This is a genomic window from Bacillus sp. XB1 (assembly GCF_053557995.1).
In genome coordinates this window covers 747,267-774,086 of the sequence record NZ_JBNRIL010000001.1, presented here as the reverse complement: position 1 = coordinate 774,086, position 26,820 = coordinate 747,267, and the positions used below count along the sequence as shown (strand labels likewise).

At 34.7% G+C, this 26,820-nt stretch carries 26 protein-coding genes, 1 pseudogene and 1 other annotated feature (1 of these 28 cut by a window edge); of the genes and pseudogenes, 11 read left to right on the top strand and 16 right to left on the bottom strand.

Features of this window, described 5'->3' with window-relative positions; translation table 11 throughout:
• Window positions 1-78 (bottom strand) — a binding site (T-box leader) (it extends 158 nt beyond the left edge of the window).
• Window positions 79-185: 107 nt separating this feature from the next.
• Window positions 186-3,668 carry a DUF4020 domain-containing protein gene (locus ACK1U5_RS03785; RefSeq protein ID WP_100240323.1) on the bottom strand — a complete coding sequence of 1,161 codons (3,483 nt, stop codon included), beginning with the start codon at window positions 3,666-3,668 and terminating at the stop codon, window positions 186-188.
• Between the two features lie 181 nt (window positions 3,669-3,849).
• Between ACK1U5_RS03785 and ACK1U5_RS03780 the strand changes: the two genes are divergently transcribed.
• Entirely contained in the window at window positions 3,850-4,287 is a 438-nt protein-coding gene (locus ACK1U5_RS03780; protein WP_000997702.1) for a YndM family protein, read from the top strand.
• Window positions 4,288-4,437: 150 nt separating this feature from the next.
• Here the strand turns inward: ACK1U5_RS03780 and ACK1U5_RS03775 are convergent, their stop codons facing one another.
• From ACK1U5_RS03775 to ACK1U5_RS03765, 3 genes are read right to left on the bottom strand one after another with little or no spacing between them, the layout of a single operon-like run.
• Window positions 4,438-4,968, bottom strand: coding sequence for a cysteine hydrolase family protein (locus tag ACK1U5_RS03775; RefSeq protein ID WP_087875478.1), 531 nt, complete (start codon window positions 4,966-4,968; stop codon window positions 4,438-4,440).
• Window positions 4,969-5,002: 34 nt separating this feature from the next.
• On the bottom strand, window positions 5,003-5,539 hold the full coding sequence (locus ACK1U5_RS03770; RefSeq protein WP_087875479.1) for a GNAT family N-acetyltransferase: 537 nt from the start codon (window positions 5,537-5,539) through the stop codon (window positions 5,003-5,005).
• Between the two features lie 12 nt (window positions 5,540-5,551).
• Window positions 5,552-5,857, bottom strand: a complete 306-nt coding sequence (locus ACK1U5_RS03765; RefSeq protein WP_000502342.1) for a YfzA family protein — start codon at window positions 5,855-5,857, stop codon at window positions 5,552-5,554.
• 101 nt (window positions 5,858-5,958) lie between these two features.
• Here ACK1U5_RS03765 and ACK1U5_RS03760 point away from each other — a divergent pair, with 101 nt between their 5' ends.
• Window positions 5,959-6,483 (top strand): kinase, encoded by a 525-nt coding sequence (locus ACK1U5_RS03760; protein ID WP_087875480.1) that lies wholly within the window; start codon window positions 5,959-5,961, stop codon window positions 6,481-6,483.
• An 18-nt stretch (window positions 6,484-6,501) separates the two neighbouring features.
• Here the strand turns inward: ACK1U5_RS03760 and ACK1U5_RS03755 are convergent.
• From ACK1U5_RS03755 to ACK1U5_RS03745, 3 genes and pseudogenes are all read right to left on the bottom strand, one after another.
• Window positions 6,502-7,032, bottom strand: a pseudogene (locus tag ACK1U5_RS03755) (hypothetical protein); the annotation flags it as partial.
• Between the two features lie 124 nt (window positions 7,033-7,156).
• The gene (gene entB, locus ACK1U5_RS03750) at window positions 7,157-8,677 is read right to left on the bottom strand and encodes a cell wall-binding protein EntB (protein ID WP_157686416.1); all 1,521 of its coding nucleotides are present in this window, start codon (window positions 8,675-8,677) and stop codon (window positions 7,157-7,159) included.
• Between the two features lie 213 nt (window positions 8,678-8,890).
• Window positions 8,891-9,382, bottom strand: a complete 492-nt coding sequence (locus ACK1U5_RS03745) for a hypothetical protein (protein WP_001071234.1) — start codon at window positions 9,380-9,382, stop codon at window positions 8,891-8,893.
• 180 nt (window positions 9,383-9,562) lie between these two features.
• Between ACK1U5_RS03745 and ACK1U5_RS03740 the strand changes: the two genes are divergently transcribed.
• From ACK1U5_RS03740 to ACK1U5_RS03725, 4 genes are all read left to right on the top strand, one after another.
• Window positions 9,563-9,943: a VOC family protein gene (locus ACK1U5_RS03740; RefSeq protein WP_000687533.1), complete on the top strand. Its 381-nt coding sequence runs from the start codon at window positions 9,563-9,565 to the stop codon at window positions 9,941-9,943.
• A 58-nt stretch (window positions 9,944-10,001) separates the two neighbouring features.
• Entirely contained in the window at window positions 10,002-10,310 is a 309-nt protein-coding gene (locus tag ACK1U5_RS03735) for a BBE domain-containing protein (protein WP_002196612.1), read from the top strand.
• Window positions 10,311-10,628: 318 nt separating this feature from the next.
• A complete protein-coding gene (locus ACK1U5_RS03730) occupies window positions 10,629-11,111 on the top strand; it encodes a hypothetical protein (protein WP_001090921.1) in 483 nt (160 codons plus the stop codon).
• Window positions 11,112-11,249: 138 nt separating this feature from the next.
• Window positions 11,250-11,600, top strand: a complete 351-nt coding sequence (locus tag ACK1U5_RS03725) for a short-chain dehydrogenase (protein WP_113710668.1) — start codon at window positions 11,250-11,252, stop codon at window positions 11,598-11,600.
• Between the two features lie 133 nt (window positions 11,601-11,733).
• Here ACK1U5_RS03725 and ACK1U5_RS03720 read toward each other — a convergent pair whose 3' ends face one another.
• Window positions 11,734-12,780, bottom strand: coding sequence for a DUF2332 domain-containing protein (locus ACK1U5_RS03720; protein WP_113710667.1), 1,047 nt, complete (start codon window positions 12,778-12,780; stop codon window positions 11,734-11,736).
• A 380-nt stretch (window positions 12,781-13,160) separates the two neighbouring features.
• On the opposite strand from ACK1U5_RS03720, the gene ACK1U5_RS03715 reads away from it, so the two are divergent.
• Window positions 13,161-14,663: a malate:quinone oxidoreductase gene (locus tag ACK1U5_RS03715; protein WP_000069138.1), complete on the top strand. Its 1,503-nt coding sequence runs from the start codon at window positions 13,161-13,163 to the stop codon at window positions 14,661-14,663.
• Window positions 14,664-14,710: 47 nt separating this feature from the next.
• Here the strand turns inward: ACK1U5_RS03715 and lsrB are convergent, their stop codons facing one another.
• From lsrB to ACK1U5_RS03695, 4 genes are read right to left on the bottom strand one after another with little or no spacing between them, the layout of a single operon-like run.
• Window positions 14,711-15,754: an autoinducer 2 ABC transporter substrate-binding protein LsrB gene (lsrB, locus tag ACK1U5_RS03710; protein ID WP_000823656.1), complete on the bottom strand. Its 1,044-nt coding sequence runs from the start codon at window positions 15,752-15,754 to the stop codon at window positions 14,711-14,713.
• Complete coding sequence (locus tag ACK1U5_RS03705) at window positions 15,751-16,740, bottom strand: ABC transporter permease (RefSeq protein WP_000873530.1); 990 nt, start codon at window positions 16,738-16,740, stop codon at window positions 15,751-15,753. The genes lsrB and ACK1U5_RS03705 overlap by 4 nt, the downstream gene beginning before the upstream one ends.
• A complete protein-coding gene (locus ACK1U5_RS03700) occupies window positions 16,737-17,690 on the bottom strand; it encodes an ABC transporter permease subunit (protein ID WP_000827684.1) in 954 nt (317 codons plus the stop codon). Before ACK1U5_RS03700 ends, ACK1U5_RS03705 begins: the two co-directional genes overlap by 4 nt.
• The gene (locus ACK1U5_RS03695; protein WP_000432630.1) at window positions 17,687-19,168 is read right to left on the bottom strand and encodes a sugar ABC transporter ATP-binding protein; all 1,482 of its coding nucleotides are present in this window, start codon (window positions 19,166-19,168) and stop codon (window positions 17,687-17,689) included. Before ACK1U5_RS03695 ends, ACK1U5_RS03700 begins: the two co-directional genes overlap by 4 nt.
• A 197-nt stretch (window positions 19,169-19,365) precedes the next feature.
• Between ACK1U5_RS03695 and ACK1U5_RS03690 the strand changes: the two genes are divergently transcribed.
• Genes ACK1U5_RS03690 through lsrF form a run of 4 tightly spaced genes read left to right on the top strand, consistent with a single transcriptional unit; the run spans window position 19,366 to window position 23,038 of the window.
• On the top strand, window positions 19,366-20,298 hold the full coding sequence (locus ACK1U5_RS03690; RefSeq protein WP_000192702.1) for a sugar-binding transcriptional regulator: 933 nt from the start codon (window positions 19,366-19,368) through the stop codon (window positions 20,296-20,298).
• On the top strand, window positions 20,298-21,860 hold the full coding sequence (gene lsrK, locus ACK1U5_RS03685) for an autoinducer-2 kinase (protein WP_069605226.1): 1,563 nt from the start codon (window positions 20,298-20,300) through the stop codon (window positions 21,858-21,860). The genes ACK1U5_RS03690 and lsrK overlap by 1 nt, the downstream gene beginning before the upstream one ends.
• 26 nt (window positions 21,861-21,886) lie before the next feature.
• Window positions 21,887-22,249: a cupin domain-containing protein gene (locus ACK1U5_RS03680; RefSeq protein ID WP_000909986.1), complete on the top strand. Its 363-nt coding sequence runs from the start codon at window positions 21,887-21,889 to the stop codon at window positions 22,247-22,249.
• Window positions 22,250-22,255: 6 nt separating this feature from the next.
• The gene (gene lsrF, locus ACK1U5_RS03675; protein ID WP_448814768.1) at window positions 22,256-23,038 is read left to right on the top strand and encodes a 3-hydroxy-5-phosphonooxypentane-2,4-dione thiolase; all 783 of its coding nucleotides are present in this window, start codon (window positions 22,256-22,258) and stop codon (window positions 23,036-23,038) included.
• 122 nt (window positions 23,039-23,160) lie between these two features.
• On the opposite strand, the gene ACK1U5_RS03670 is transcribed toward lsrF, so the two are convergent.
• The 4 genes from ACK1U5_RS03670 to ACK1U5_RS03655 all read right to left on the bottom strand — a co-directional run bounded on the left by ACK1U5_RS03670 (window position 23,161) and on the right by ACK1U5_RS03655 (window position 26,556).
• Window positions 23,161-23,580, bottom strand: a complete 420-nt coding sequence (locus ACK1U5_RS03670; protein ID WP_000773086.1) for a VOC family protein — start codon at window positions 23,578-23,580, stop codon at window positions 23,161-23,163.
• Window positions 23,581-23,817: 237 nt separating this feature from the next.
• Window positions 23,818-24,144: a heme-degrading monooxygenase HmoA gene (hmoA, locus tag ACK1U5_RS03665; RefSeq protein ID WP_000469498.1), complete on the bottom strand. Its 327-nt coding sequence runs from the start codon at window positions 24,142-24,144 to the stop codon at window positions 23,818-23,820.
• Between the two features lie 96 nt (window positions 24,145-24,240).
• Window positions 24,241-25,461 carry an MFS transporter gene (locus tag ACK1U5_RS03660; RefSeq protein WP_080481911.1) on the bottom strand — a complete coding sequence of 407 codons (1,221 nt, stop codon included), beginning with the start codon at window positions 25,459-25,461 and terminating at the stop codon, window positions 24,241-24,243.
• 51 nt (window positions 25,462-25,512) lie between these two features.
• Window positions 25,513-26,556: an ArsR/SmtB family transcription factor gene (locus ACK1U5_RS03655; protein ID WP_069605227.1), complete on the bottom strand. Its 1,044-nt coding sequence runs from the start codon at window positions 26,554-26,556 to the stop codon at window positions 25,513-25,515.
• Window positions 26,557-26,820: the final 264 nt, after the last annotated feature.

Genomic DNA, 26,820 nt, shown 5'->3' with positions numbered 1-26,820 from the left:
CTGTACTGGTTCACACCAACCACCAGCTCTCTGTTACAGTAAGACTAACCACTACTGTGATCTCTTCATTGCACTTTGTTTATTCAAATGTTTTTGAAATTGAATAAGTATGATTCGTATTATAGAACGCTTTTCAAAACACTGTCAACAACTTTTTATATATTTTTTAAAATTCCACTTTCGTCCTATAATTCTTTTTGTAAATCACCCATTACAATTCCTATGCGAATTATTTCATTTTCTAGTAAATGTAAAACATATTCCTCTACTTCATACTGAACTAATAATTCTTTTATTTGTATGATTTCTTTTTCAAATAAAACGGCTTCGTGACATGTTTGTAGTAAAATAAAAAACACATTTGCAAACATTTCTTTATGCGCTTTCATACTTTCTTTTTTATGAAGCATTTCAATCAATAACCGCTTCATTTCCTCACCTGTACATTTACCATGTACACTTGAAAATGCACGAGACATAATACATAATCCTTTTTCTAATATTTCATCCATGTATAAAATAATACGTAAAAGCATCACATATTCTCTCGCAGTTATCTCACCCATTTTTGGTCGTTCTCGCAAAAATACACTGAGCCAAGCTGTCCAAAACTTTTGTTGTTCTTTTACACTTAATGTTTTGACGTAATAGCATAAAAACTGCATAAACTTAATTTTATTTTCTTCATTTTCTAGTATGAGTAACGGGTATAACCAATTTGTTTTTTGCTCCCAATATAGTACACATTTAATAAATACAAAGCTAAGCCACTTCAAGAAAGCTTCTCTCGTATGCGGATGTAATACTTCCAAATGTTCTATCGCATACTTAATAAATCGCTTCATTTCTGTAAATAAAGGTAAATTTATTTGCGTGTAACATAAGCCGGCCCATGCATATTCCGTAATCTCATTTTGTTTTTTTAAATCTAAGTATGGTAACAAATATTTTCGGCACCATTGTTTTTCAATATGATATAGAAATGTAATATCTGCTATTAAACGAGCAAACATAAAGTTTGTTCGTTCCGAATTAACTCTTACTTGTTCTTCAAATAAAAATAAATATTCATATACATTACGATCGTATAAATGATCATATGATAACAACTTTAATAATACAGCCGTCATTTTTCCAACTGGATGCTGAATTGATTCATTATAAAAATCTTGTTTCCCAAGCTTAAAGTCTGTATCACTCTTCATAACTTGAGGGAACACTGAAAAAGCAAATCGTTTTACAACACGTATACTGTTCTCTTCTAACTCTTCTAGTCGATTACTAATTTCATATAGAAAACTACTAATTAACCAATGAAAAGCAGTATTTCTAACAAATTTCTGCAATAGCGGAATAATTTTTTGGATTTGCTCATTCGTCAATCCTCGATTATTTCGCCATTCTCTAATACAAACAAACCATACTTCATTACTTATTTCTTGCACTCCTACTAATTGGTATGCAAATGAAATACTCCACTCTGTGTTTAATTTACATGCTTTTGATAACATCTCTAAAAAATGGCGTTGTTCAAAAACACCATCTTGCGAAAATTGCTGAACTTGCTTCATAATTTCAACATCTTTCAGCTGCAATAATCCGTCAGCAGTTACATTACAAGTAATGCTTTCTGCTGTATCTTCTTTCTTTTGTACACTGTATCGTTCAGAATGAAAATGAGGATGCTTTTGCTTCATTAACTCATACCCATTTGCCGTAGATGGGCTATTCGAATCACACTTGAATAATAAGTCTAATACGAGACATGCATTAAATACCCTCTCTTCTGTAAGATGCTTTATTACAGTTCGAGTGACTTCTTCTTTTGTTTTTTCTAAACAATGTGCATAATGCCTTTTTAAAAGTTGAAAAACTTCGTGTTTATAAGTGAAATCTAAAAGAAGTCCTTCATGTAACAACCATTTCATTTTGTCATCTACACGAACAAAAATATTTTTATTCATCGCATCAATTGCAATTCGCTTTTGAAGTACACTATTTGCTTCTATCATTTCTGTAATATAATAATCCGCTTTTTTCTCATTGTTTTCGCATAAATAAGTTAGACACTCTTTTACAATTCGTATTAAAAATGCAAGATCATTTTGATGAAACTCTTTCTCTACATTTTCCTTATTTCTTTTTTTCAGTGCCGTTTGTCTTAACGACAACATTCTCAATTTTTCTAATCCAATCATCATAATTGGAACAGCATAATAAGCGATATATGGCCTCATCTTTTCGTTCCAAATTTGCTCCACATGAGAAAATGTAGATACTGGTAAGCGACTCGATTCCTCGAGTTCTATTGATTCTTGCGTATCATTCCCCCATTTTCTTACACGTTTCAACTTCAGTTTTCCGTCTAAAATAAAAGTTAGTAACAATAAGGCAATTTCTTTATGCTCAGGAAAAGAACATTTTTGCAGTAACTTAGAAATCTTTTCTATAGAGCTACTATCTTTTTCAGCTGTTTCTAATAAAAGGAGTGTCCACCTTGCAAACAACAGCGGGTCCATCTTACTCTTCGTTTCGTTTAAGTAGTTACAAATTGTTCTCCATAATAACGGTGATATTTTAGAATAGTTTTTATAAATTAATTGAAATAATTCTTTCTGATGACTAAAAAGAAATTGTTCCACTAACCATTCTGCAAGTAATTCATCTACTTCATTATAGTTTGGCGTAAGCATAAACAAATTTTGTAATTTACCTTCTGCTTCTAACCATTCGACCCATTCATAATCATGAGCAAATTCCACAAAGTAACGTACTGTTTCAATTTTTTTAATCGATTGCTTTATGTATGATAATTGTTCCTGTTCTACTGACGGGGGAACCGTTACAATATCCCGAATACGCATTCTTTTCGTAATATAATTATCACCCATTAATTCAGCCCAGCGTTTTACTGCTTTTACGAGGGATTGATGATTATTCACCTTATTCGGATACACAATTGGTCTTATCCCTAAATGTTCCCAATGGTACGTATTTTCTCCTTGTGCGACAAAAGCAAATCGTCTTGTACTTGGTGGTAAACCAGTTGCTAAATATTTCATTACTGGGTCATTATGACTATATCCAATGAATAAAACGGTGTAATTTGAGAATAGATCAACTAAAAATCTTCTCGCCCACCCTTCCGTTAAGTAAGCCCTTCCAAAATCACCATCTGTTAAAATTAAAGCCTCTTTCTCCTGTTCTACATTACCATGTATATAAGCAAGACCTTTAAAAGCTCTCCCAGTCGGTAAAGCTGGAGCGTAATAAACATTGATATCTCTATTTATTTCTTTAATTGCTGTTGTAAAATGTTGATCAAAATTTGTTGTTACAATGCGGATATCTGTATCTAAAGGAAATAGCCTTGGAATTGCATAATGCAATGGATTCGGTTTTGATTTCTCTATATGAACAAGATCTCTTGCGACTTGATGTACATCTTTTGTTTTCGCAATTTTACCAAGATAATAATCATGTGGTTCTGTTATTTCACGTTTTTCGACATATAACGTTTTTGCAATTTCATCAACTAAATCATCAAAATTCGGTAAGTTTGATTTCCCTTTCATAGAAACTCCCGCTCCAACAAATAATACTAACTTTCCTTGCTCAAGGTGATCAATTAACTCATCTGGAATTTCTACTTCTGAAGTAATCCACATCCTGGATTCCCCCTTACCTAAAAATGTCATACACTCTCATTTTACTATAACATTTTTTCATTGTTTTTATAATATTTAGACTAAATTCCGAACATGAAAAAGTTTTATGTAAATAAATCCGTTACAATGTATGAACTCCAGAATTTATTGAAAAACTATGTATAAATCGGAGGTGTAAATTTTGAATGATTTCACAGTAGTGCTTATCAAGTTTATATCGTGCATTATCGCATTTAGCATTGGGCTTGCTTTATTTTTCCCTGCAACGTTTGTTCAAATTATTTCATTCAGTCTCTTTGTTACAATCGTATCCTACATGTTCGTTGATAAAATCATTTTAAATCGAATTGGCAATACTGGTGCCATTATGTCGGATTTCTTATTAACATATTTAAGCGTATGGATTTTCGGTAATATTTTATTAGACAACTATATGCAAATTGCATGGGGCAGTATCCTTTCTGCCATCGTCTTCACTTTATCTGAAGTAATCGTTCATCGCTTCTCTAACTCTCATACAAGGCACAACAATGATAACATTCGTATTAATCGCCGCTTTGCATATGGTACAGAGTTTGCTGAAGAACAAAATATATTGGATAAAGATAAAAAAAAGTAACGTTTTAATGCAGGAGCGCCCTTTTTAATTATGTGGTGCTCCTTTTTTGTATTTTTTCATTATGGTACGTGAAATTATATAAGTGATTATTTCAAAATACCGACCTACTAACAATATTTGACGCTATTTTTTCTAATAAAAAACTGCCTCTTATTTAGAGGCAGCCACTTTTAAGTCTTTTACTGCAACAACATCCGCAAACGCTCCCAATACTGCGTTATGATGTTTCACAATATCTTCAGCACGTAACACTTCTGTATTAAATGTACTATGTGCATCACTCACTAACGTTACTTTATATCCTTCACTACATGCTCTGCGCGTTGTCGTATCTACACAATACTCTGTTTGCATTCCCGAAAGAATAACGTGTTCAATTCCTTTCTCTTGTAACACTTCGCTTAAGTTTGTATTATGGAATGAATCTGGAGTCGTCTTTTCAACTATATTATCTCCTTCTTGCGGAGCGATGGCCGCATGGATTCGCCATCCATCCGTACCTTTTTCTAACGGATGATCTTTAGGACCGTTATGTTGGATATAAATAACTGGAATATCATTTGAACGACATTCCCTAATAAGCTCTTGCAGTGTTTGTAAAAACTTTCTCCCATTATGTACTGGCATTCCAGCTGTATACATACCCGCTTGCACATCAATTACGATTAATGCTTTTTTCATTTCACACATCCCCCTTTGTTTGTATAAGCCATTATTATTGTTTATATTCCATCATCCAACAATCTTCTAACTTCCCCTCATGCAACTCATGTTCCTTTAAAATCTTTACTTTTTTAAATCCACTTTTTTCATAACACTTTATTGCCCGTTCATTATTTACTTTCGGATCCATTGCAATTGCTTCTGCTCCCATTTCACCCATAATATATGTAATTGCTGCCTGAACGAGTTTTGTTCCAATTCCCTTTCCCCAATAGGCTGGTTCACCGATAAATTGGTCCATACCCCATACATTTTGTGATTCTTTATAGCCATATAACGCTTTCCACTCTGAATCCACTGGGTACATTTGTATGTAACCAATCGGAATGGTATCAAATTCTATTAAACATCTTTTTTCATTACTGTTTGGACTATGTATAAAATGATCAAGCACCTTTTCTACAGATTGCGGATTATCTCGTCCTTCGTAATACCGCAGGACTGCTGGGTCCATTAACCATTTAGAAATGATAGATGCATCATCTTCCATTACGTATCTAATCAATAAACCTTCTTTTTGAAAAAGCATATTCTACCTCTATTATTCCTTTATATTTTTTCTTGCTGTTACATCTTTCATTGCACCTACTAATGCATATGGTAGTAATGTAATCGCAAAAAATGCTGTAAATACGTTAAATTGCGGGATTGTATAGAGTGTGAACCATTCAGTGAAAAATTGAGAATTTAATATTCTATTAAAAAACTCTCCGCCTGGCCTAAAGTTTGGTACCCACCCAGTTATTTCACACAAAATAAACAGTAACTGAACAATAAAAAATGCCCCTAGATAACGAAACCAAGTCCGTTTCCATATAGGTTGTGCATTTTTTAATATATCCCCCATCTTACCCCCTCCTTAAATATCCATCATATTGATTATACACTTTCCTCACTTCATTTGTTAAAATTTCCTATATAATTAATACTGTTTGGGGGGAATACATTATGTCTAATCCTATATTTACATCCACTTTAATCATTCTTAGAGGAAACTCCGCAAGTGGTAAAACAACGATTGCAAAACAACTACAAGAACATTTCGGACAAGGGACACTTTTAGTATCACAGGATGTTGTACGTAGAGATATGCTTAGAGTACACGACACAATGGGTAATTTATCACATGATTTACTATTTGAAATTACGAAGTACGGAAAAGGAAAATGTGAATTTGTTATTTTAGAAGGTATATTGAACAGTCATAGGTATGGTGAGATGTTAAAAGAATTAATTCGTTATTTTGATGAAAATGCATTTGCATATTACTTTGATTTATCATTAGAGGAAACTATTAGACGACATAACACAAGGGACAAACGACACGAAATTGGTGAAGATTCCCTACAAAAATGGTATAATCCGCACGATACTATTAAGGTTGCCAGAGAAACTATTTTTACAGATAACTTTACGCAAAAAGATATATTTGATGCAATTCTTAATGATGTTGCGATCAAAAAGCAAGCCTAACATATTATGCTAGGCTTGTTATGTACTTTGTGTTTCCGTTTTTATAATTGAACAATCTTTACATAAATAAAAATAGATATTCATTTCCCCAAACTGGAAATTAACTACTGAAATAAGTCCACGTTCCTCAATATCTTGAGTAATTGTAGCAGCATACTTCATCTCTTTAGAACAAGTTGGACACGCCAAATCCTCTGGAAGATCATCATATAATGGTGCCCCTAACAATCTACATACATATTCCGAACCGAACAAGTCGAAAGCTTCCCAGTACCTATCTTCATCTGTAGGTATATCTTCATTTTTCATATTTATAAGCTTTACCGTTGTTTTTGGTAATGAAACTGGTAACTTATCTTCCTCTTCCATTATCCATTCTTCTGTATTTTGCTGCTGTATGATTTGAACTGTTTTACCTCCATCACTTAACTGAAAATATTGCGGTTCCCACACCATCGCGCAGTTCAAGCATGAAACGAATGGTAAAATATTTAGTTCATTACTTTTAAGTTCAGCAAGTCTCCCATCTTTTAAATCAAAACAGAGAATTAATTTTTATGTTTTATTACAGATTTAGTAATAAGCCATTTAAAAATCCTATTATCCTTCTACTAAAAAAATAAAAGCCAGCCTCAATAAAGAGAACTGACTTCTATTTGGATAATTATTGTTACTATAAAATTTTCACTTTAACAGTTTGTCTTCCCCAATTCATAGCTTTACTTTTTGAACCCATTAAAACATCAATACGATTACCTTTAATTGCACTTCCAGTATCACCAGCGATAGCTTCTCCATAACCTTCTACCCATACTTTAGATCCTAATGGGATTACTTTCGGGTCAACTGCGATAATTCTCATATTCGGATTTGCCGTTAAATCATGCCCCATCGCAGTTAAAACGCGTCCACCATATGTACCATTTTCACTTGGATCAGCAGTATACGCTGTCGCTACTACCGTTAATTCACGTTTAGCAGACTGTATGTTGTTTTTAGATGCTTCTTTCGCTCTCTCTTCTTCTTTAGCTTTTGCTATTTCTCTTGCTTTTTCTTCTTCTTTAGCTTTTGCTATTTCTCTTGCCTTCTCTTCTTCTTTAGCTTTTGCTATTTCTCTTGCCTTCTCTTCTTCTTTAGCTTTTGCTATTTCTCTTGCTTTCTCTTCTTCTTTAGCTTTTGCTATTTCTCTTGCTTTTTCTTCTTCTTTAGCTTTTGCTATTTCTCTTGCCTTCTCTTCTTCTTTAGCTTTTGCTATTTCTCTTGCTTTTTCTTCTTCTTTAGCTTTTGCTATTTCTCTTGCTTTTTCTTCTTCTTTAGCTTTTACTATTTCTTGCGCTTTCGGTTCTTCTTTGACTTTTGCCTCTTCTTTAGGCTTTACTATTTCTTGCGCTTTCGGTTCTTCTTTGACTTTTGCCTCTTCTTTAGGCTTTACTATTTCTTGCGCTTTTACTTCTTCTTTGACTTTTGCTTCTTCTTTAGGCTTTACTATTTCTTGCACTTTCGGTTCTTCTTTAACTTTTACTTCTTCTTTGACTTTTACCTCTTCTTTAGGCTTTACTATTTCTTGCGCTTTCTCTTCTTTTTTAACTTTTACTTCTTCTTTGACTTTTACCTCTTCTTTAGGCTTTACTATTTCTTGTGCTTTCGTTGTTTCTTTCGCTTTTGCTACTTTCTGCGTCTTTACTTCTTTCTTTTCTTTAACTGATTTTTGTACTTTCGCTACTTGCTTCGTTTTCTCTTCAGTTTTCTTTTCAGTTGGTGCTGTACTTGATAGGAAAGAAACGTTTGCATAAGCAGTTTTTCCTTTATACTCAAATTGCAGCCATCCGTCTTTTACTTGATGCGTTGATTCAATTACATCATCTTTTTTTAGTCTGCCAAGAATTTCTGAATCCGTGTTTGCTTCAGTGCGTACATTTAACAAATTCGCCGTTACATGATATACATCTTTTGTAAACTCCGAACTTACAAACACTTCTTTACCATTCAACTCAATTTTTGACCAGCCATCTTCGGTATTTATGACTTTTAACTCTTGCCCATTCTTTACTTTTTCGACCACTTTTGATTCTGTAGTCGGTTTTTCACGTACGTTAAGTACATCTGCTGTTACAATTGTTTCTGCGGTAGCAGTTGTGGTAAACGCCCCCAATCCAAAAACAGTTGCTGTTGCTGCGCCAATTACTTTTTTCATATTAGCCTCCATTAAATTTTTTTGAATTTTACCAAATGCCTTCGTAAAATTGTATAATCTTACATAATATCAAAACATTTGCAACAGTATATTAATATTGTTTAATATACTGTTATTAAAACTCCTTACTCCAATACTATCAAATTCTCATTTCTAATTCTATATATTATAAATCTCCTTATCTTTTATAAAAGCTCCATGCCCTTCTTCACACTAAATAGTTGTAGCAATTCCCGCCAAAAATAAACTTACGATTGCTAAAATTTGAGTAGCGACTATAGCCCCTCTTAAATGAAACTTATAATCTTTATATCCTTTCATACCTTCCGTACTAGGAATCACAACAAACCTTGGAGTAATCCAGCAAAAAATTAGCCAATCAATTATAAGTAAATCTACTAAATTGAAAATCATTAAAATACCAAAAGTGTGTAAATAGGCATCCATATACATTAATTTTTCATGCTTATGTAGTATATATGTAGAAATGAAAGGAGTACCGAAAAGAATAGTATTATATAAAATATTAAAATAAATGGTTTGCTTTTTTTCATGAATCGATTTTGGAAAAACTACTTTTTGAATATCTTTCGGATAATCAGTTAATGAAAGTCGAGGATTATAATATAAGGACCCTAAAATCATTACAGATAGTACAATAGACATGATGACACCAACGTACATCATTTGCTCAAATTGATTCATATACTGTATTCACCCTTTTCTGTAATTACTATGATGGTCATTCACTTAATTACATATTGTATGTACGTACATAATCAAAAATTAACAACTAGCTTTAATAGCAAAGCAAAATTGTTGCAATGCAAATGCAAATTTAATACAGTGGAAGCCTAATTGATACAGATAGGATTGGTGAAACCTATGAAAATTGAACATATCGCAATTTGGGTAAATGACTTAGAATGTATGCGTGATTTTTATATAAAATACTTTAATGGTAAAGCAAACTCGTTATACCATAATGAAATGAAACAATTTGAATCTTATTTTATTACGTTCGAATCTGGAGCAAGGCTTGAACTTATGCGTAAAAAAGGGGTTGAAAATAAGCCTAATTTAAACATAACTGGCTATGCTCATATGGCTTTTTCTGTCGGTAGTGAAGAACGAGTGAATGAACTGACAAAGGTGATAAAAGATGCTGGTTATCCTTTATTAAATGGACCACGTTTTACTGGAGATGGCTATTATGAAAGTGTAATAGGTGATCCAGAAGGCAATCAAATAGAAATTACGATTTAACTTACCCTTTTTTACCACCTCCATATTTTCCCACGGATTAGGCGGTGCTGTTGCTGAGGTGCCAAATGAGGCAACTGCTTACTTTTACCGAAAAGCACTATCAAACATGTCAATATTCGCTACTTGGGAGCAACCAGAAGGTGCCGCTGGAAGTATTCGATGGGTTGAAGACTTCCGCTTAGCGATGCTTCCATTTACAAAAGGTGTCTACGTTAATACGCCTGACCTATCCATTAAAAATTGGCCAGATGCATACTTCAGTTGCAACTTTGACCGATTAATGGAAGTAAAAGCGAAATATGATCCGAAAAATATTTTTAACTTTCCGCAAAGTATTCCGCTTTTTCAAACTATATATTACACCTAATATATTAAAATATAAAACATCCATTTTTTAAATGGGTGTTTTATAAATAAAGTTTACATAATATAATTATTGGTTAATTCTTTTACTAAATATCTATTCAACAATCCAAAGTAACACTTTCTCAAACTCTTTTTTGGACAACATACTTTCGTTTATATAGCCATTCTTTTAATTGTACTTCATCCAAAGCTCCGTTCCCCTCTCATGATCCTTCACACTATATTCGCTCGTTTTTCACAAAAGGTTCATTTTACATGAAAATTTATTTATTACAATAAAAATATAAGGTATATTTTTATGAAAAGGAGGAATTCAAGAATGAATACAGAGGATAAAATTTACGCTGAAAAAGTGTTAAAAAATCTCTTTATCGGATCACAAGTTGATGGATTACAATTTGGTATTTCTTCAGGCGCTATAAAGATTCAATTTACAAACTTTCACGACTCCGTTGATTATGACGAGCAATTATATATCAATATCGAATCAAAATGGTGTTTATTTAATAAACCTCAAAAAAGATACCCATTAAATGAAGATGAATTTGAAGTTTATTCTGAGGAAGAAGAATATGAAAGAATATTTAAGATAAGAAGACAAAAAGTTACCGATATACAACTTGACTTAGAAAGCCCTCATTTAATTATTACATTAGATAGTGGACAAATTATTTTTTTAAATGGTTTTCATGATTATTATGAATGTTGGCAAGCTGGTGTCCTATGTGAGCAATGGCTTGTAGTCGCTGCACCTGGGAATGAAATCGCCACTTGGGCTCCTGATGCGTTTATCGATAAGTAAACTGTCTTCACGAAGAAGAAACGAAGATATTTTATGAAGTACTATACTAATGAACTACATAATCATTTCTATTACACGTAAACAAAATGACCATTTTGCTTTAATAGAACTCACTTTATTAAAGTTGAAAGGATGATAATGATGGCATGTGTCCATGATTTTGGAATAATTGACGAATTTAATTCTCAAAAAAGTTACAATGATTATACACCAGAGAAATATCATTGTATTTCTGTTAATGATGATATTATCAGTAGTTTAAATCAAAATTTATCAATTATGAAAACTTACTTTCATACAGTCAAAAATCAGGAATACGGTTTAGCTTATTGTGGTATTACAATTATCCCTCCTGAATCTTTAGCAATTCTCTATGAAACAGTTACATCTTCAAAGTTCTTCAGAAAATCTGATGAGCTGAATGAGTTAGCTTCAAAAATTGTACAAGCTGCAGCAGAACAGAAGTACATGATCCATTATGGGGTTTAAATGTAATTCAAAAAATGCTTAGGATTTCTCCGAAGCATTTTTTGTATGTTACTAATACATTTATTCCTTAACCATTTAGTCAATGCTTGAGCCTATGGTCCCTTCTTTTACAAGTGAGGGCGCCCCTATTAATCTAAATAAGCGTCTCATTTCCAATCTTCCAGCTAAACCATCTCCCATGCCCTTCTGTTTCTCCAACCGTTTCACGATATTCGTTTCCGTTAATATAATAATCAATATGAAGGTCACGATCCCACATGTTGTTATACAGGTGGAATACATCACGTTTTGCGCCAATTTCTTGTATTTGTTTTTCTAACTTATGTTTTACTTGTTCTGGTATTTGATTTGCGACGTGTGTATGGAAAATACAAATAACAGCTTCTTCACTTATTTGTTCAATAATAGATGATAATAGCTCTACACCGTCTCCTTCTATTAATTGGACAGATTCATTTTTCACTAAAGATGCAGCTTGATCAAACATCTCAAGCCTTTCTTTATGCTCTGGCCAAATTAAAGCACGTAACCATAAATAATCTTCCTCATCATGTAAATCATTCACATGTAAGTCCAGTCCGATTCTTTCTACGACAGATGGGCTTTCTTTTAGAAAATGCGGTACATTCTCCCCTCTTATTTCAGAAGTTACATGCACATTTGAATTTATATTTCCGTACATTTCATCCGTCCCGTACGAATAACAATATTGGTCCCAGAACAGTTGCAACCCAGAACTTGTCCCAATTTCAATTAACGCTAACGGCTTCTTCACTTTGTTAAATATGTAGCAGAAACTTGGGTATAAGTATGCGCACCGTCTTACTTCATTTGTTTGAATGAGTTTCGTTTGTAACAAAGTAATGATTTCTTCTCGATACTCTTTACAGAAATCTTTAAAATGATTAAAAGCTTTATCTAAATTTGTATCAGCATTTTCAACTAAACTACTATAATACGTTTTTAAATGATGTTCTTTCCCTGCTAGCAATAAATAATGTACTGCACCTAATAGTAAGTTTGGGACTGGTTGACCTACCTGAGCATAGGACGATAGTGTAAGTACTTCCTCATCTTCAGCAATTTTCATTGATAAATATTCATATAAATCACTTGACCCTTTACATTCCTTTATTGAAAAGTTTCGAAATGAGTTTGAAATTTGTTCTTTTGTACACATTAGAGTCCCTCCTTTTTATTTTTCAGAATAATCTTACCATTACAGAAAGAATAATCCCATAAAAAGGTACTCGATTTAGTCACTTAAGGATACGTAAGCTTTTTCGAGATAATTTCAAACTGTAATTTTTTTCTATTTACCACCTTAAAAGAGCTTGTTAAATAAGATTTTTAGCGAATAAAACGTTAAATAGTTTAAAATTATCAGATAACACTAGATATTTTAGTCTATTAATTATTATAATAGAGTATGAGATGGTTATATAATTGAGACAAAAAAGGTATACACCTAGGTGGGGCCTAGGCGGTGTTTCTCTTTTACGGCTTAGACATAGAAAACACCTACACTTTTTTGCCAATATAGGGGATGGAGAGATTATCATGAGCAACATGCAGCAAAAAACAGACGTTATCTTAATTGGTGCAGGAATTATGAGTGCAACGTTAGGCTCATTACTAAAAGAATTAGCACCAGAATGGGAAATTAAAGTTTTTGAAAAACTCGCAAGTGCCGGGGAAGAAAGCTCTAACGAATGGAATAATGCAGGTACAGGGCATTCTGCGCTATGCGAACTGAACTATACTTCCGAAAAAGCTGACGGATCTATAGATATTAGTAAGGCTGTAAAAGTGAATGAGCAATTCCAGCTTTCAAGACAATTTTGGGCATATCTTGTAAAGAGCAAATTAATTCGTAATCCACAAGATTTTATTATGCCACTACCTCATATGAGTTTAGTACAAGGGGAAAAAAATGTTGAGTTTCTAAAAAACCGTTTTGAAGCGCTTTCAAAAAATCCACTGTTTCAAGGAATGGAATTTTCTGATGCTCCTGAAACATTAAAAAAATGGCTTCCACTCATTATGGAAGGTCGCACATCTAATGAACCGATGGCGGCAACGAAGATTGACTCTGGAACAGATGTTAACTTCGGTGCATTAACACGTATGTTGTTTGATTACTTAAAAACAAAAAATGTCGAGCTAAACTACAAGCATAGTGTCGAAAATATTAAGCGCACGAAAAATGGTTTGTGGGAAGTAAAAGTACACGATATGAATAGTGGTAAAATTGAGCATCATACTGCTAAATTCGTCTTTATTGGCGGCGGTGGCGGTAGCCTACCTCTACTTCAAAAGACTGGTATCCCTGAATCAAAGCATATCGGTGGCTTCCCAGTAAGTGGACTATTTATGGTATGTAAAAACCAAAAAGTTGTAGAGCAGCATCATGCGAAAGTGTACGGTAAAGCTAAAGTTGGCGCTCCGCCAATGTCTGTACCTCATCTAGATACGAGATATATAGACAATAAAAAAGCTTTACTGTTTGGACCATTCGCAGGCTTCTCACCTAAATTCTTAAAAACTGGCTCAAATCTTGACTTAATCGGTTCTGTAAAACCGAATAACGTCTTAACGATGTTAGCCGCTGGTGTAAAAGAAATGGGACTTACAAAATACTTAATTCAGCAAGTTATGTTATCACATGAAAAACGTATGGAAGAATTACGCGAATTCATTCCGAACGCGAAAAGTGAAGATTGGGATATTGTAGTTGCTGGACAACGTGTACAAGTAATTAAAGATACTGATGCTGGCGGTAAAGGAACACTTCAATTTGGTACAGAAGTAGTAAGTGCAGCTGACGGCTCAATCGCCGCATTACTAGGCGCATCACCAGGTGCTTCTACTGCTGTTCACGTCATGCTTGAAGTATTAGAAAAATGTTTCCCAAGCCGCATGGTAGAATGGGAAGAAAAAATAAAAGAAATGATTCCTTCATATGGCATTTCACTAACTGAAAATCCAAGATTGTTCCAAGATCTTCACACTTCTACTGGTCGTACACTTGGATTAAACGAAAAAGAAACTGTTCATAATTAATGCAGAAATAAAAAAACGTCCGATATATTCGGACGTTTTTTTGTCTACTAAAAATTATACTTATCAATATTATCTTTCGTAAATACAACTCGTTCTGGTAATACGATAATTCCGTTCCCTTCTGCCTCATAATCATATCCTTGAATGGAGTTTGGCTCTACTTTCACTTTTCCAATTCCTTTTACTTCGAAGCTATCCCCTACTTTTAACTTCTTCCCTTTTACAACAATTTCATTTGCTACATACGTTGCGAGAGCACCTTGTTGTTTTACATCCCATAAACCAAATTGTTGTACTGTTCCTCGTTTTACATAATCACGCATAACGTTCGGTGTAGAAAATCCAGTTACCACTACTTTTTTATCCATTTTTAAGTTTTCAGCTGCCTGCGCCATTGCTGGGAGTGCTGTTGCATCTGGACAAATAACTGCGTTAATATCTGGATACGTTTTTAATATGTTCTCCCCTACGGATAAAGATTTTTGTGCATTATTTTCACCGTACTGCGTCGTTACAATTTCCCAGTTCGGATATTTCTTTTTAATAATTTCTTTCGCTTTCGTTACCCATTGGTTTTGATCCGTTACTGTCGGGCTAGAATAAAAGAATGCTACTTTTCCTTTATCTCCAATTTGCTTAGAAGTCATTTCTATTAATAAGTTAGCAAGTTGGTCTGGTGTTCCTTGGCTTATATAAAAAGAACGATCTTTCGGATTCACATCAGAATCCCATGTTAAGACGGTCATTCCTTTTTTCTTAGCACGTTGTAGTGATTGCGATAAACCATCAACTGATGTAGAGGAAACCATAAGTGCATCATAGTTTTGGTTAATAAAATTATTTATATACTTTACTTGCCCTGATACACTCGCTTCAGACGGCCCATCATATTTCACTTGTACGCCTAGCTTCTCTCCCATCTCCTTTGCTCCTTCACCTCCCGATGTGAAGAAACCAACTCCTGTTAATTTCGGAATAAATGCAAATTTCACATCATCAGCCTTTTTCTTATCTGCCGTTTGGCTAGAACACGCAATTAAACCGATTAAACAAATACATACAATCAATACAATCCCTAGTTTTCTCTTCATGACATTTCCCCCTTATGCAAACTCTGTCTTTTCCCCGCTAAAAATTGATGTAATTTGAAATGTCTCATAATAACTGAAAGAATAAGGATAATACCTATTACTACATTGGATTGTTCATTTGTTAAACCCGTCATTTGCAAGCCATACTGCATGAGCCCAATGAAAATACTCGCCAGTACAGTACCGAAAATACTTCCTTTTCCACCTGTAATAAGTGTCCCGCCTAATACAACTGCTGTAATAATTGGTAATATTGTTTCGCTTCCTATATCAGCACGTGCAGAACCGAAATATGCAGTTAAGAAAGCTCCTCCTAATCCACCTCCTAACCCAGAAAGTATGTAAGCAATGATTACTACTTTCTTCGTCTTAATCCCGGTGTATTTTGCTGCATTTTCATTCGCGCCTGTTAATTTTACGTGGCGCCCATATATCGTTCGGTGAAACAAAATCGTGCATACAATTGTTAATAAAATAAGTAGCCATAATAAATTGGGTATTCCTATAAAACTACCATTTGCTAGTTGTACATAAGTATCAGGTAAGCCGCTTATCCCTTCATATCCAGAAGCACCTGCCCCTCCTGAAATGACGAGTGCAATTCCTCCGTATAAAAACATCGTTCCGAGTGTAACGACTAGTGGTTCTACATCTGTCAATTTTATAATAAGCCCATTTAAAGCTCCTGCTAAGCAACTGACTATAAGTGCCATTATTACTGCTAGTAAAATATGAATTCCATTCATCCAAAACACACCAATTAAAATCGAGGTTAGCCCCATAATTGATCCTACAGATACGTCAATTCCTCCTGTTACAATAACGAAAGTCATTGGAATTGCCGCGATTGCTATGAATAGAAAATCATTTGTACTAAAAAGGAGATTACTAATATTTAAGAAATTGCTGTTTATAAAACTAAAGAGAATGAATTCTATAAGAAGTAATATGATTAACACACCTTCCCATCTGTAAAAATACTTCATAGATTCATTCTCCTTTCTGCTTTCCACTTCTTCATGACGCTATCTAATATGATAATAAGTAATAGTAAAAAACCTGAAATAGCATTATTCCAAAATGCTGGTATTTTTAAAAAGATAAGTGAACTGCTTATCACTTCTAAAAACAATGCTCCTAGTGCAGCTCCAAATATAGAACCTGTTCCTCCTTTTAGATGAATTCCTCCTAGCACAGCAGCTGCAATCACCTGTAGTTCCATTCCTGTACCAGTTTGATTTGGAACGAACCCGATATTCATAACAAATATGCAACCAGCGAGCGCAGCGCTTATGCCTGAAATCATAAACGCATATATCTTCACTTTATTAACAGGTATACCAATAAGCCTCGCGCCATCTTCATTATCACCTACCGCATAAAAGTATCTTCCCAATGGCACTTCTCTTAAAAAAAAGTATAGTAGTAGTAAAATAATAAGAACGAACCATACAGTTATAGGTAAACCAAGAATGATGATAGATGACAGCTGCTTAAAATCGTTTGGAATATCTTCAATCCACTTCCCGCCTGTGAAAATTAACATTGCACCTCTAACAATTCCTAACATGCCTAATGTCATAATAATGGCTGGTACCCGAAACTTCGCAACTCCAATACCATTTACGAAACCGATAATGGCCCCAAGTATAATAGCTACAAATATCGACAAGAATGCACTATACCCATTCGTTAACATCATTCCGCAAACTGCTGCACTTAATCCCATGCTTGAACCAACTGATACATCTATATTTTTCGTAAATAAGACGAACGATTGACCGATTGCTAGCACGACTAAAATAACGCTTGATTTCATCAGTAAAGATAACGAGGTAAATTGAATAAAACTAGGGTTTATCATCCCTACAATAGCTATATAAATTAGTAGTAACATTATGATAGACGTTTCGTGCATTTTATACATACGTTTCATTCCGTTACACCTCCGTATGCAAGGCGTGTAACTTCATTCACACTCAGTTGTTCTTTTTCCATATGAGAAACAAATCGCCCATTTCTCATTACATATACACGGTTTACTAATTGGATAATTTCTTCAACATCTGAAGAGATTAATAAAATTGCGAGTCCTTCCCTTTTCATTTTTTTTATCGTCTCATACACTTCAAGCCTTGCTTTCGCATCAATTCCGCGAGTCGGCTCATCAAGAATAATAATTTTAGGATTACATGCAAGATACTTCGCAAGCACGACCTTCTGCTGATTACCTCCTGATAAAGATGCCAATTCTTTATTCATATTCTGTACAACAATTCGGAACTGTTCTATAAACGAATTAACTAAAGCGCTTTCTTTTTCTTGATTTATAAAAAAGCGATTATTTTGATATAAACTTGCTGCTGCAATATTTTCTTTAACAGAAGCAATTGAGAAAATTCCATTCCTCGCCCTATCCTCTGGCACATAAACTAGTCCTTCGTCTAGCCTTTTATGCAAAGAACACGTATCAATTGATTTTCCCCCCAATAAGATAGACCCTGATTTTATAGTTTTCAATCCAAATATCGCTTCTGCTAATTCCGTTCTGCCAGATCCTATAATGCCAGCAACACCTACAACCTCACCCGCATGTACAGTGAATGATATATTTTCGAATGCGTGACCATTTATATCAACCACTTCTAATATTTTTTTCGTCTTTGCTGTCTCTTGAACTACTTCTATTTTCTCTTTCTGTTTATATCCTTTTGGCAATAGTCCCTCCATCAGCATGTCATATGTATAGTCACATACATCACCTTGGCTTACAACCATTCCATCACGTAGTATTGCTACTTTGTTGGCAATTTCAAAGATTTCTGGAAAACGATGCGTAATATAAATCATCCCAATTCCTTTTTCTTGTAAACTTTTCATCAACACAAAAAGACTCTTAATTTCGTGTGTTGTTAATGTCGATGTTGGCTCATCTAGAATAAGAATCTCAGCTTCTCTTATTAATCCTCTAACGATTTCTACTAACTGTTGTTGCGCAATAGATAACGATTCTCCCTGTTCATTAAGATCAATATCCCAACTTAAACTGTCAATTAATTGCTGAACTTTTACTTTAAGCTTCTTTCTATTCCCCTTTAATCCAATACATATATTTTCTTCAATGGTCATATGCGGAAAAATGAGCGGTTCTTGTGGTATTAAATAAATCCCTTCTTGGTGTGCTTCTTTTGGATTTGCAAACTGCTGTCTCTTTCCTTTCACATACATTTCTCCACTATCATACGAATATAACCCCGTTAATATTTTCATTAATGTCGATTTCCCGGCGCCATTTCCACCAACTAAAGCGTATATATCACCATGCTCTACTTGTAAGTTCACTTCCTTTAGCACAAGTTGATTCGAAAACGCCTTACTCATTTTCTTCACTTGTAATAAGGGCACATTCTCCACATGATGTCACCTGCCTTTACCCAGAACATTTTTTGAGAAAATGATTATTTGTTCTACTTGTTTTGTAGCATTGTATATTCCTTTTTTTATATCTAGAACACTTTTTTCTACGTACTATTAATCGTTTCAACTGGAATAAACAAAATATATGGTACATATGTTTAAGCTGTGGTCAATTGTTGAAAGGGATGAAGAGTATGACTCAGCTGAACTTTGAAGAAAATTTATTAACTAAAGTAGCTTGGTACTATTATAAAGACCAATTAACACAACAGGAGATCGCGTCACTTCTTCATATTTCAAGAAATAAAGTCGTCCGGTTATTAGATAAGGCACGCAGTGAAGGTATCGTTACATTTCACGTAAAAGGAACCGGTTTGCATTGCTTGAGCATTGAACGTGACTTAATGAAAAAGTTCCACTTAAAAGATGCTTTCATTATCCCTACTCCAATAAACAATTATGCTACTTCTCTCGGAAAAGCCGCTGCACAATATTTAGAGACTCATCTCCAACAAGGGGATTTACTCGGCATCGGCTGGGGTGAAACGATAAGTAAAATGCTAGAAAACATTCATTTTGAAAGTTCTATCAACCTTTCAATCGTAACGCTAACAGGCGGGGTAAATCACTATCTCCCGAGAAAACAAAACTATTTACACTACATGCAAGGCGAACTTCACATTATCCCTACGCCGTTTCTAGCGTCTACAACCGAAATGGCACAAAGTATTCTATCAGAACCGAGTGTAAAAGATATGCTTCAAGTCGCTTCACTTGCTCATACGGCTGTTGTCGGTATTGGAGGATTATCTCAAGACGCTACGATTGTAAAAGAAGAAAAATTAACACTACGTGAGATGACATATATTCGTAGTCAAAACGGTGCTGGCGATATTTTAGGACAGTTTTATAATACAAATGGCGATTTATTAGAGCTTTCGCATCACAATCGTCTAATTGGCACGCCCCTCTCTATTTTGCGCAATATGAATCATGTCGTCGGTGTTGCTGGAGGTACTGAAAAGATAGATGCAATTTATGGTGCCTTAAAAGGAAAGTTTATTCATTCATTAATTACCGATGAGGAAACTGCCCTCTCCTTATTACGAAAGGATGGTGATTGTTAATGTCCCATTTATTAGCTTTTGATGCTGGTACAGGGAGCATTCGAGCAGTTCTTTTTGATTTACATGGTAATCAAATTGCAGTAAGTCAAAAAGAATGGATTCACAAATCTGACCCTCGTTATCCAGGCTCTATGAACTTTGATGTAATAGAAAATTGGAAGCTAGTACAAGAATGTACGAAAGAGGTTCTTCAAAAAAGCAATACCCCTGCCTCTTCTATTCTTGCTATTAGCGCTACAAGTATGCGAGAAGGTTTTGTTTTATATGATAAACATGGGCAAGAAATATGGGCATGTGCAAATGTTGATGGCCGTGCATCCGCTGAAGTTAGTGAGCTAAAAGAAATCCGCTCACATCTTGAAAAAGATTTATACAGAAAATCTGGGCAAACTTTTTCATTGGGTGCTTTACCACGTCTACTTTGGATTAAAAAACATGAACCAGACGTCTATAGCAATATTCACTCCTTTACGATGTTAAATGATTGGATTTTGTATAAATTAAGCGGTGTACTGCAAATCGACCCTTCCAACGGTTGTACGTCCGGAATCTTTGATTTACAAAATAGGAATTGGGATAACGATGTCGCTAAAGAGTGTGGTATATCTTTGCCATTTTCACCAAAAGTAAATGAAGCTGGCACTGTGATTGGTAATGTTTCAAAAGAGTGTGCAGCACTAACTGGTTTACTTGAAGGGATTCCTGTCGTCGCTGGCGGCGGTGATGCTCAAATGGCAGCACTCGGGACTGGAGTCGTAAAACCAAATCAAACTTTAATATGCGGCGGCAGCTTTTGGCAACAAGAAGTGAATGTTACTGAGCCAATAACAGATCCACATGCTACGATTCGAGTAAATTGTCACGTCGTTCCGAACCTATGGCAATATGAAACAATCGCCTTTTTCCCAGGTCTCGTTATGCGCTGGTTTCGAGACGCTTTTTGCCAAGAGGAAAAAAAACTTGCTGACAAACTCGGTGTAGATGCTTATGAATTATTAGAAGAACAAGCGAAAGACGTACCTGTCGGTTCATATGGTATTATCCCTACTTTTTCAAACGTTATGAACTACATTTCTTGGCGTCATGCCGCACCTTCATTCTTAAATTTAAGTTTAGATGCTGACAAATGCGGAAAAAAGGAAATGTTCCGTGCTATTGAAGAAAATGCCGCCTTCGTTACACTTGGAAACTTAAAACTAATTGAAAATCTTACTGGTACATTCCCTTCTGAAGTTATTTTTGCTGGCGGTGCCGCTAAAGGGAAACTATGGCCACAAATTCTATCAGACGTACTCGGTATTCCTGTAAAAGTACCTGTCGTGAAAGAAGCAGCTGCTTTAGGAACTGCGATTACTGCTGGAGTTGGCGCAGGCATCTATTCATCTATGGAAGAAACTGCTGAACAGTTTGTACAGTGGGAGCACACATTCGAGCCAATTACTGAAAATCATGAACTATATAAAGAATTCTATGAAACATGGAAAACTGTGTATGACAGTCAACTCGCTTTAGCTGATAAAGGGCTCACTTCACATATGTGGATTGCGCCTGGTGCTCTGTAACACATTACATAAAGGAGTGAAAATGTATGTTAAAAGCGAATGAAAATGACTTCTCCTATCGCTTCGGTGATAATGGGCCGAAATATTTAATACAAGGTCCGAATATTGATCTTGGCCTTGTTGTCATTCAACCGGGCCAGGAGTTTCAAAACCATTATCATACGACGTGCGAAGAGGTCTTTTATGCATTAGAAGGTGAAATAGATTTCTATGTGAATAATGAAAGAGTTCCAATTAAACAAGGTGATGTCCTGCAAGTTCGTCCTCATGAATCTCACTATCTTATTAACCATTCTGACAAACCTTTTAAAGCTGTTTTTATTAAGTCACCACATTTACCAAATAAAGATACGGTACAAACGGAAAATCCAACATTAACGAAGGAGTGATTTGGAATGACTTGGGGATTTAAAAATCGATTAAATACAATTTTACCTGATGGTAGAGCGGTTATGTTAGCAATAGATCACGGTTATTTCTTAGGACCAATTCACGGACTAGAACAACCACTTGAAACAGTAAAAAACTTACTTCCTTATACAGACTCCCTCTTTTTAACGCGTGGTGTACTTAGCTCCTGTATTCCTGAAAACTGCAGCACACCGATGGTTATGCGTGTATCTGGCGGCGCTACTGTCGTCGGTAAAGATTTAGCGACTGAAACAATTGTTACACCTGTAAAAGAAGCAGTGAAGCAAAACGCAATTGGCGTTGGCGTTTCTGTTTTTGTCGGATCAGACTATGAAACACAAACTGTTACAAATCTCGCAAATGTAGTCTCTGAAGCTCACGATTACGGCCTACCTGTACTCGGCATTACCGCAGTCGCAAAAGAATTACAAAAACGTGAAGCTCGCTTTCTAGCACTTGCTTCCCGCGTATGTGTTGAAATGGGTGCTGATATTATTAAAACGTATTACTGCGAAGGGTTCGAAAAAATAACGAGCACATGCCCTGCCCCAGTAGTCATCGCGGGCGGCCCCAAACTAGATTCAATTGAAGACGCATTAAACATTACGTACAATGCGTTGCAAGAAGGCGCAATTGGAGTAGACATGGGCCGAAACATATGGCAATCCGAGCACCCAGCTGCGATGATCCAAGCAATACATGGCATTGTAAAAAATGGATTGAATGTGAAAGAGGCACTTGAACTTTATGATGATGTGAAGAATTAATGTGAAAAGACAGACTATTTATTAGTCTGTCTTTTTTACTTTGCAGTGAAACTTTCTTAATCCGTCTTCTAATATGATACATACTTAAATTCTATACACCTTCAAATGATTACTCTTGATGATTACTCTTGATGATTACTATTAAGCTTTGAAACTTTCTTACCTTCTCTATAATCAAGACAAGACACTTCAATTAATAAGCCATTAAATACTGTAAAATAAAAACCATAACTACTACCTCGCATCAAATAAGGTTCCTTGTCTATTTCAATGCCGCCGGCTACTAAACGATTATACGCTTGATCCACTTCACTTGATGTATCCACTAAAAAACCAATATGAAAAGCTTCCGGATACGTAACTTCCTTATTCCCTTTAAATGCTTTTGGATCACTTAGTACAAGTATAAAACCACTCTCATCACTCATGACTACAAGTGCTTTCCCTTTTTGCTCCAAAAATTGAAAATCAAAAAATGTTTCAAAGAAATGTCTCGCTTCTGATAAATCATCAACACATAAATTTAAATGATTCAGCTTCATGTACTCATCTCCTTTTAAACTGAGGGTATATGGATTCATTTTTTTCATAACACTTAAATATGTAAGGGAAAATATTCAAGCGTTCCGTCTAAGACTATGCTTTATAAGTCTAATATTTTTTTCTATAGCCTAGAACGTTTTTTAAATGAATGAAAGATTTCCTATCATTCCCATCCCCCCAGTAATAAAAAAGAGGATACATGTTTGCTTCTACAACATGTATCCTCTGCTTGTATATTACGACTGTTGATAAGCCGATTTCGATGATTTCACATAATAAACCGCATGATCCACATTAATAATATGATCTGGTTTTGGTTTACCACGGCCCGCTCTATGTCCAGCTAAGTGTTCTTCACTTGTTTCCCAGTTTTTCCATGCTTCTTCCGATTCCCAGCGAATCATTACGACAACTTCTTCGTCGCCGCGTCTTACTTTTTTCACGAGAACACTTAAATCGATGAAGCCTTCAAATTTTTCAATAATACCTTCTCCAGTGAAACGTTCTACAACTATATTTGATGTACCTTCTTTTACTGTAAATGTTTTCGTTTCGATAAACATATATTCCACTCCCTCTTTGTTATACGAATACTAGTATTCTTCTATTATAATTGATTATGATAATTATTTTCAATTGTAAAGTTTTAATTTTTTGAATTATGCTGATTTCTTTTCTATCGCCTCATCTAAAAATTTGAAATATGGAAGTAACATCCCTATTAAAGATGTAACACATATAACTGCACCGATAATTACATATAGCGCTCTTACTCCCCACATTTCACTCAATATTCCCCCTACTAACACACCTAATGGCATAGCGGATCGTATGAAAAATAAACGCACTGAAAATACTTGTCCTATCATATTATTTGGGACGATTTGTTGGCATATTGTTGTGTTATGAACATTGAAAAATGCAATACAAATCCCTGCTATTACTTCAATTAGTATTGCAATGATAATACTATGATTGAACCCTAGCGAAATGTATGTGAGTCCCCCTATAAACAATCCCCCAAGCATAAGTATACGCCGGCTTTTATATGTTACTTTTCCGACTAATACTGAGCCAATTACGTAGCCAAGTGGAAAACCTGCCATAAAATAGCCGTACTCTGCATATCCCGCTAACAGCTCGTCTTTTATATAAGGAAGATTTGTGACCATCGTTACCCCTACTCCAAACTGCACGAAAGTAAGAAATATACCGAGCCAAACGATGATTGGTTTTGTAAAAAAATATGTAAAACCTTGAAGAAATTGTTCTAGCCACGTTTTTCGTATATCTGTTGTAGTTCTCTTTTCTTTTATATAAAGTAAGAAAGCACCACTAACAAATAGACAAATACATACGAAAGATATTGTAAGTTCTGTTCCAATGAAATGAATGACTACTCCGCCTAATACTGGCGCAAGAAACATCATGAGACGAGTCATTCCATCAATATACGCATTTGCGTCTTGAAGTTGTCCTTTACTTACAATGCTCGGTGTAATTGCTTGACTTGCAGGTGTATAAAGAGGTGTAATAAGTCCCACTACAATTTGAACAACATAAATGTGCCAAACTTCTATACTACCTGTAACTAGCATCACCAAAGGTAATAAGAATACGGACGCCCGTATCCATTGTGAAAAAATCATAATCCACTTCCGGCTCCATTTATCAATAAATGGGCCACTTATTAATTGCAGTATGAGTGATGGGATGAAATATAATAGCCACATACTACTTAAAGCCATTTCCGATCCTGTTAACTCATATACTAGAATTGAATTACATAACGTTCCGAAAGCCCCTCCTAATTCAGAGATTGCACTACCAATCCACATAAAAAAGAACGAACGATTTTTCAATATATTTTTCAATTTCACACACCAACTTTTCTTTTATATTCCTCCCTTTATGTACATTCTCGTTGTTAATTATCTACTCAAAAACATATCTAATTCTTTCGCTAAAGACTGTACTGCTTTCTTTCTTAATACATATTTTCCGTCATGTATATCAACTAACTTCGCTGCACGTAACAATTTCAAATGATGGTGTACAGTCGATTTACCAAGCTGTAATCTTTTCGTTATTTCCTGTAATGTACGTTCTTTTTCAAATAACATTTTTACAATTCGCAATCTCGCCTCATCCCCAAGAGCCTTATGTTTTTGAACTAAAAAATAATTCGGTTCATACGGATCTTCAGGATGAATGCTTTCATTCGCAACTGGATAATGAAATACTTTCGTATCATCAATATCCGCTTCAATATTCCACGGTCTGTACGTCATTTGCGGAATAAGAAGTACGTGATGAACACTTGGCTCTGGCATATAGTTCACTCCGCCAGTCGCCCACTCGACAAACTCTTCCGGCTTCATCTTTTTATTCATTTCATTTTTCGCTTCATAATCTCGTTTTAATATAGAAAGTATTTGTTCTTCCTCTCTTTTAATAACACTCTCATACCAACCTGTCATAACAGCGATTAAATGCGATTTCAGCACTTGTACATCTACATTACATATAAAGCTAATATAAGTAGAAAAAAACTGATGATTATCTGTTAGTTCCTTTAGTTCGTGTATTGCACATACAACTCCCGTTGCAGCTAAACGTCTTTTCTCTTCATACTTCTCTCCTAAAAACGGTAAACATATAAATTTCAAATCTTCTTCTGAAAATGAATCAATTTTAAAATTAAACTGCGATAAATCTTGAAAATCCTCTTCATACAATAACTGGAGTAATGCTTTCCACGTATTATGTTCTTCTACAAACTGTAAGTGTTCTCTCATTTCTTCTGTTAATGCTTTCTTAATTTCTTCCCATTCACTTTGAGTTTTTTCAAGAGTATCAATTAACCTTTTATGAGTAATCGCTGCAATGCCAAGTGCACATTCGAAAAGTATCGAATATTTCACCTGAACGTTGTATGTTTCCCTTTTTCTGCTCGTTATGTGATAGACCTCCATTTTTATCCCCTCCTTGTTTGCTATATAACACATTCTATTTTTATCGAATTTTACCTTCTATATTTTTAGAGCCGTTTTGCAACTTAAAAAAAACTTTAATCAATGAGCAAACAGAAAAAGGTTTATACTCTTTTCATTCTGACTCAATGAAAGCCTTGATTATTAAATATCATATTAAAAATGAGATTTTTTAATGGCTCAATTATACGTTGTATTTCACTCTCTTGTTCAACTATAGAGAAGGTTTATTGAAGAGAAAAGCGA

Coding starts and splice junctions, on each gene's coding strand:
- ACK1U5_RS03785 (WP_100240323.1), bottom strand. CDS start 3,668: ATGTGGATTACTTCAGAAGTAGAAATTCCAGATGAGTTAATTGATCAC.
- ACK1U5_RS03775 (WP_087875478.1), bottom strand. CDS start 4,968: ATGAAAAAAGCATTAATCGTAATTGATGTGCAAGCGGGTATGTATACA.
- ACK1U5_RS03770 (WP_087875479.1), bottom strand. CDS start 5,539: ATGCTTTTTCAAAAAGAAGGTTTATTGATTAGATACGTAATGGAAGAT.
- ACK1U5_RS03765 (WP_000502342.1), bottom strand. CDS start 5,857: ATGGGGGATATATTAAAAAATGCACAACCTATATGGAAACGGACTTGG.
- ACK1U5_RS03760 (WP_087875480.1), top strand. CDS start 5,959: ATGTCTAATCCTATATTTACATCCACTTTAATCATTCTTAGAGGAAAC.
- entB (WP_157686416.1), bottom strand. CDS start 8,677: ATGAAAAAAGTAATTGGCGCAGCAACAGCAACTGTTTTTGGATTGGGG.
- ACK1U5_RS03745 (WP_001071234.1), bottom strand. CDS start 9,382: ATGAATCAATTTGAGCAAATGATGTACGTTGGTGTCATCATGTCTATT.
- ACK1U5_RS03740 (WP_000687533.1), top strand. CDS start 9,563: ATGAAAATTGAACATATCGCAATTTGGGTAAATGACTTAGAATGTATG.
- ACK1U5_RS03730 (WP_001090921.1), top strand. CDS start 10,629: ATGAATACAGAGGATAAAATTTACGCTGAAAAAGTGTTAAAAAATCTC.
- ACK1U5_RS03725 (WP_113710668.1), top strand. CDS start 11,250: ATGATGGCATGTGTCCATGATTTTGGAATAATTGACGAATTTAATTCT.
- ACK1U5_RS03720 (WP_113710667.1), bottom strand. CDS start 12,780: ATGTGTACAAAAGAACAAATTTCAAACTCATTTCGAAACTTTTCAATA.
- ACK1U5_RS03715 (WP_000069138.1), top strand. CDS start 13,161: ATGAGCAACATGCAGCAAAAAACAGACGTTATCTTAATTGGTGCAGGA.
- lsrB (WP_000823656.1), bottom strand. CDS start 15,754: ATGAAGAGAAAACTAGGGATTGTATTGATTGTATGTATTTGTTTAATC.
- ACK1U5_RS03705 (WP_000873530.1), bottom strand. CDS start 16,740: ATGAAGTATTTTTACAGATGGGAAGGTGTGTTAATCATATTACTTCTT.
- ACK1U5_RS03700 (WP_000827684.1), bottom strand. CDS start 17,690: ATGAAACGTATGTATAAAATGCACGAAACGTCTATCATAATGTTACTA.
- ACK1U5_RS03690 (WP_000192702.1), top strand. CDS start 19,366: ATGACTCAGCTGAACTTTGAAGAAAATTTATTAACTAAAGTAGCTTGG.
- lsrK (WP_069605226.1), top strand. CDS start 20,298: ATGTCCCATTTATTAGCTTTTGATGCTGGTACAGGGAGCATTCGAGCA.
- ACK1U5_RS03680 (WP_000909986.1), top strand. CDS start 21,887: ATGTTAAAAGCGAATGAAAATGACTTCTCCTATCGCTTCGGTGATAAT.
- lsrF (WP_448814768.1), top strand. CDS start 22,256: ATGACTTGGGGATTTAAAAATCGATTAAATACAATTTTACCTGATGGT.
- ACK1U5_RS03670 (WP_000773086.1), bottom strand. CDS start 23,580: ATGAAGCTGAATCATTTAAATTTATGTGTTGATGATTTATCAGAAGCG.
- hmoA (WP_000469498.1), bottom strand. CDS start 24,144: ATGTTTATCGAAACGAAAACATTTACAGTAAAAGAAGGTACATCAAAT.
- ACK1U5_RS03655 (WP_069605227.1), bottom strand. CDS start 26,556: ATGGAGGTCTATCACATAACGAGCAGAAAAAGGGAAACATACAACGTT.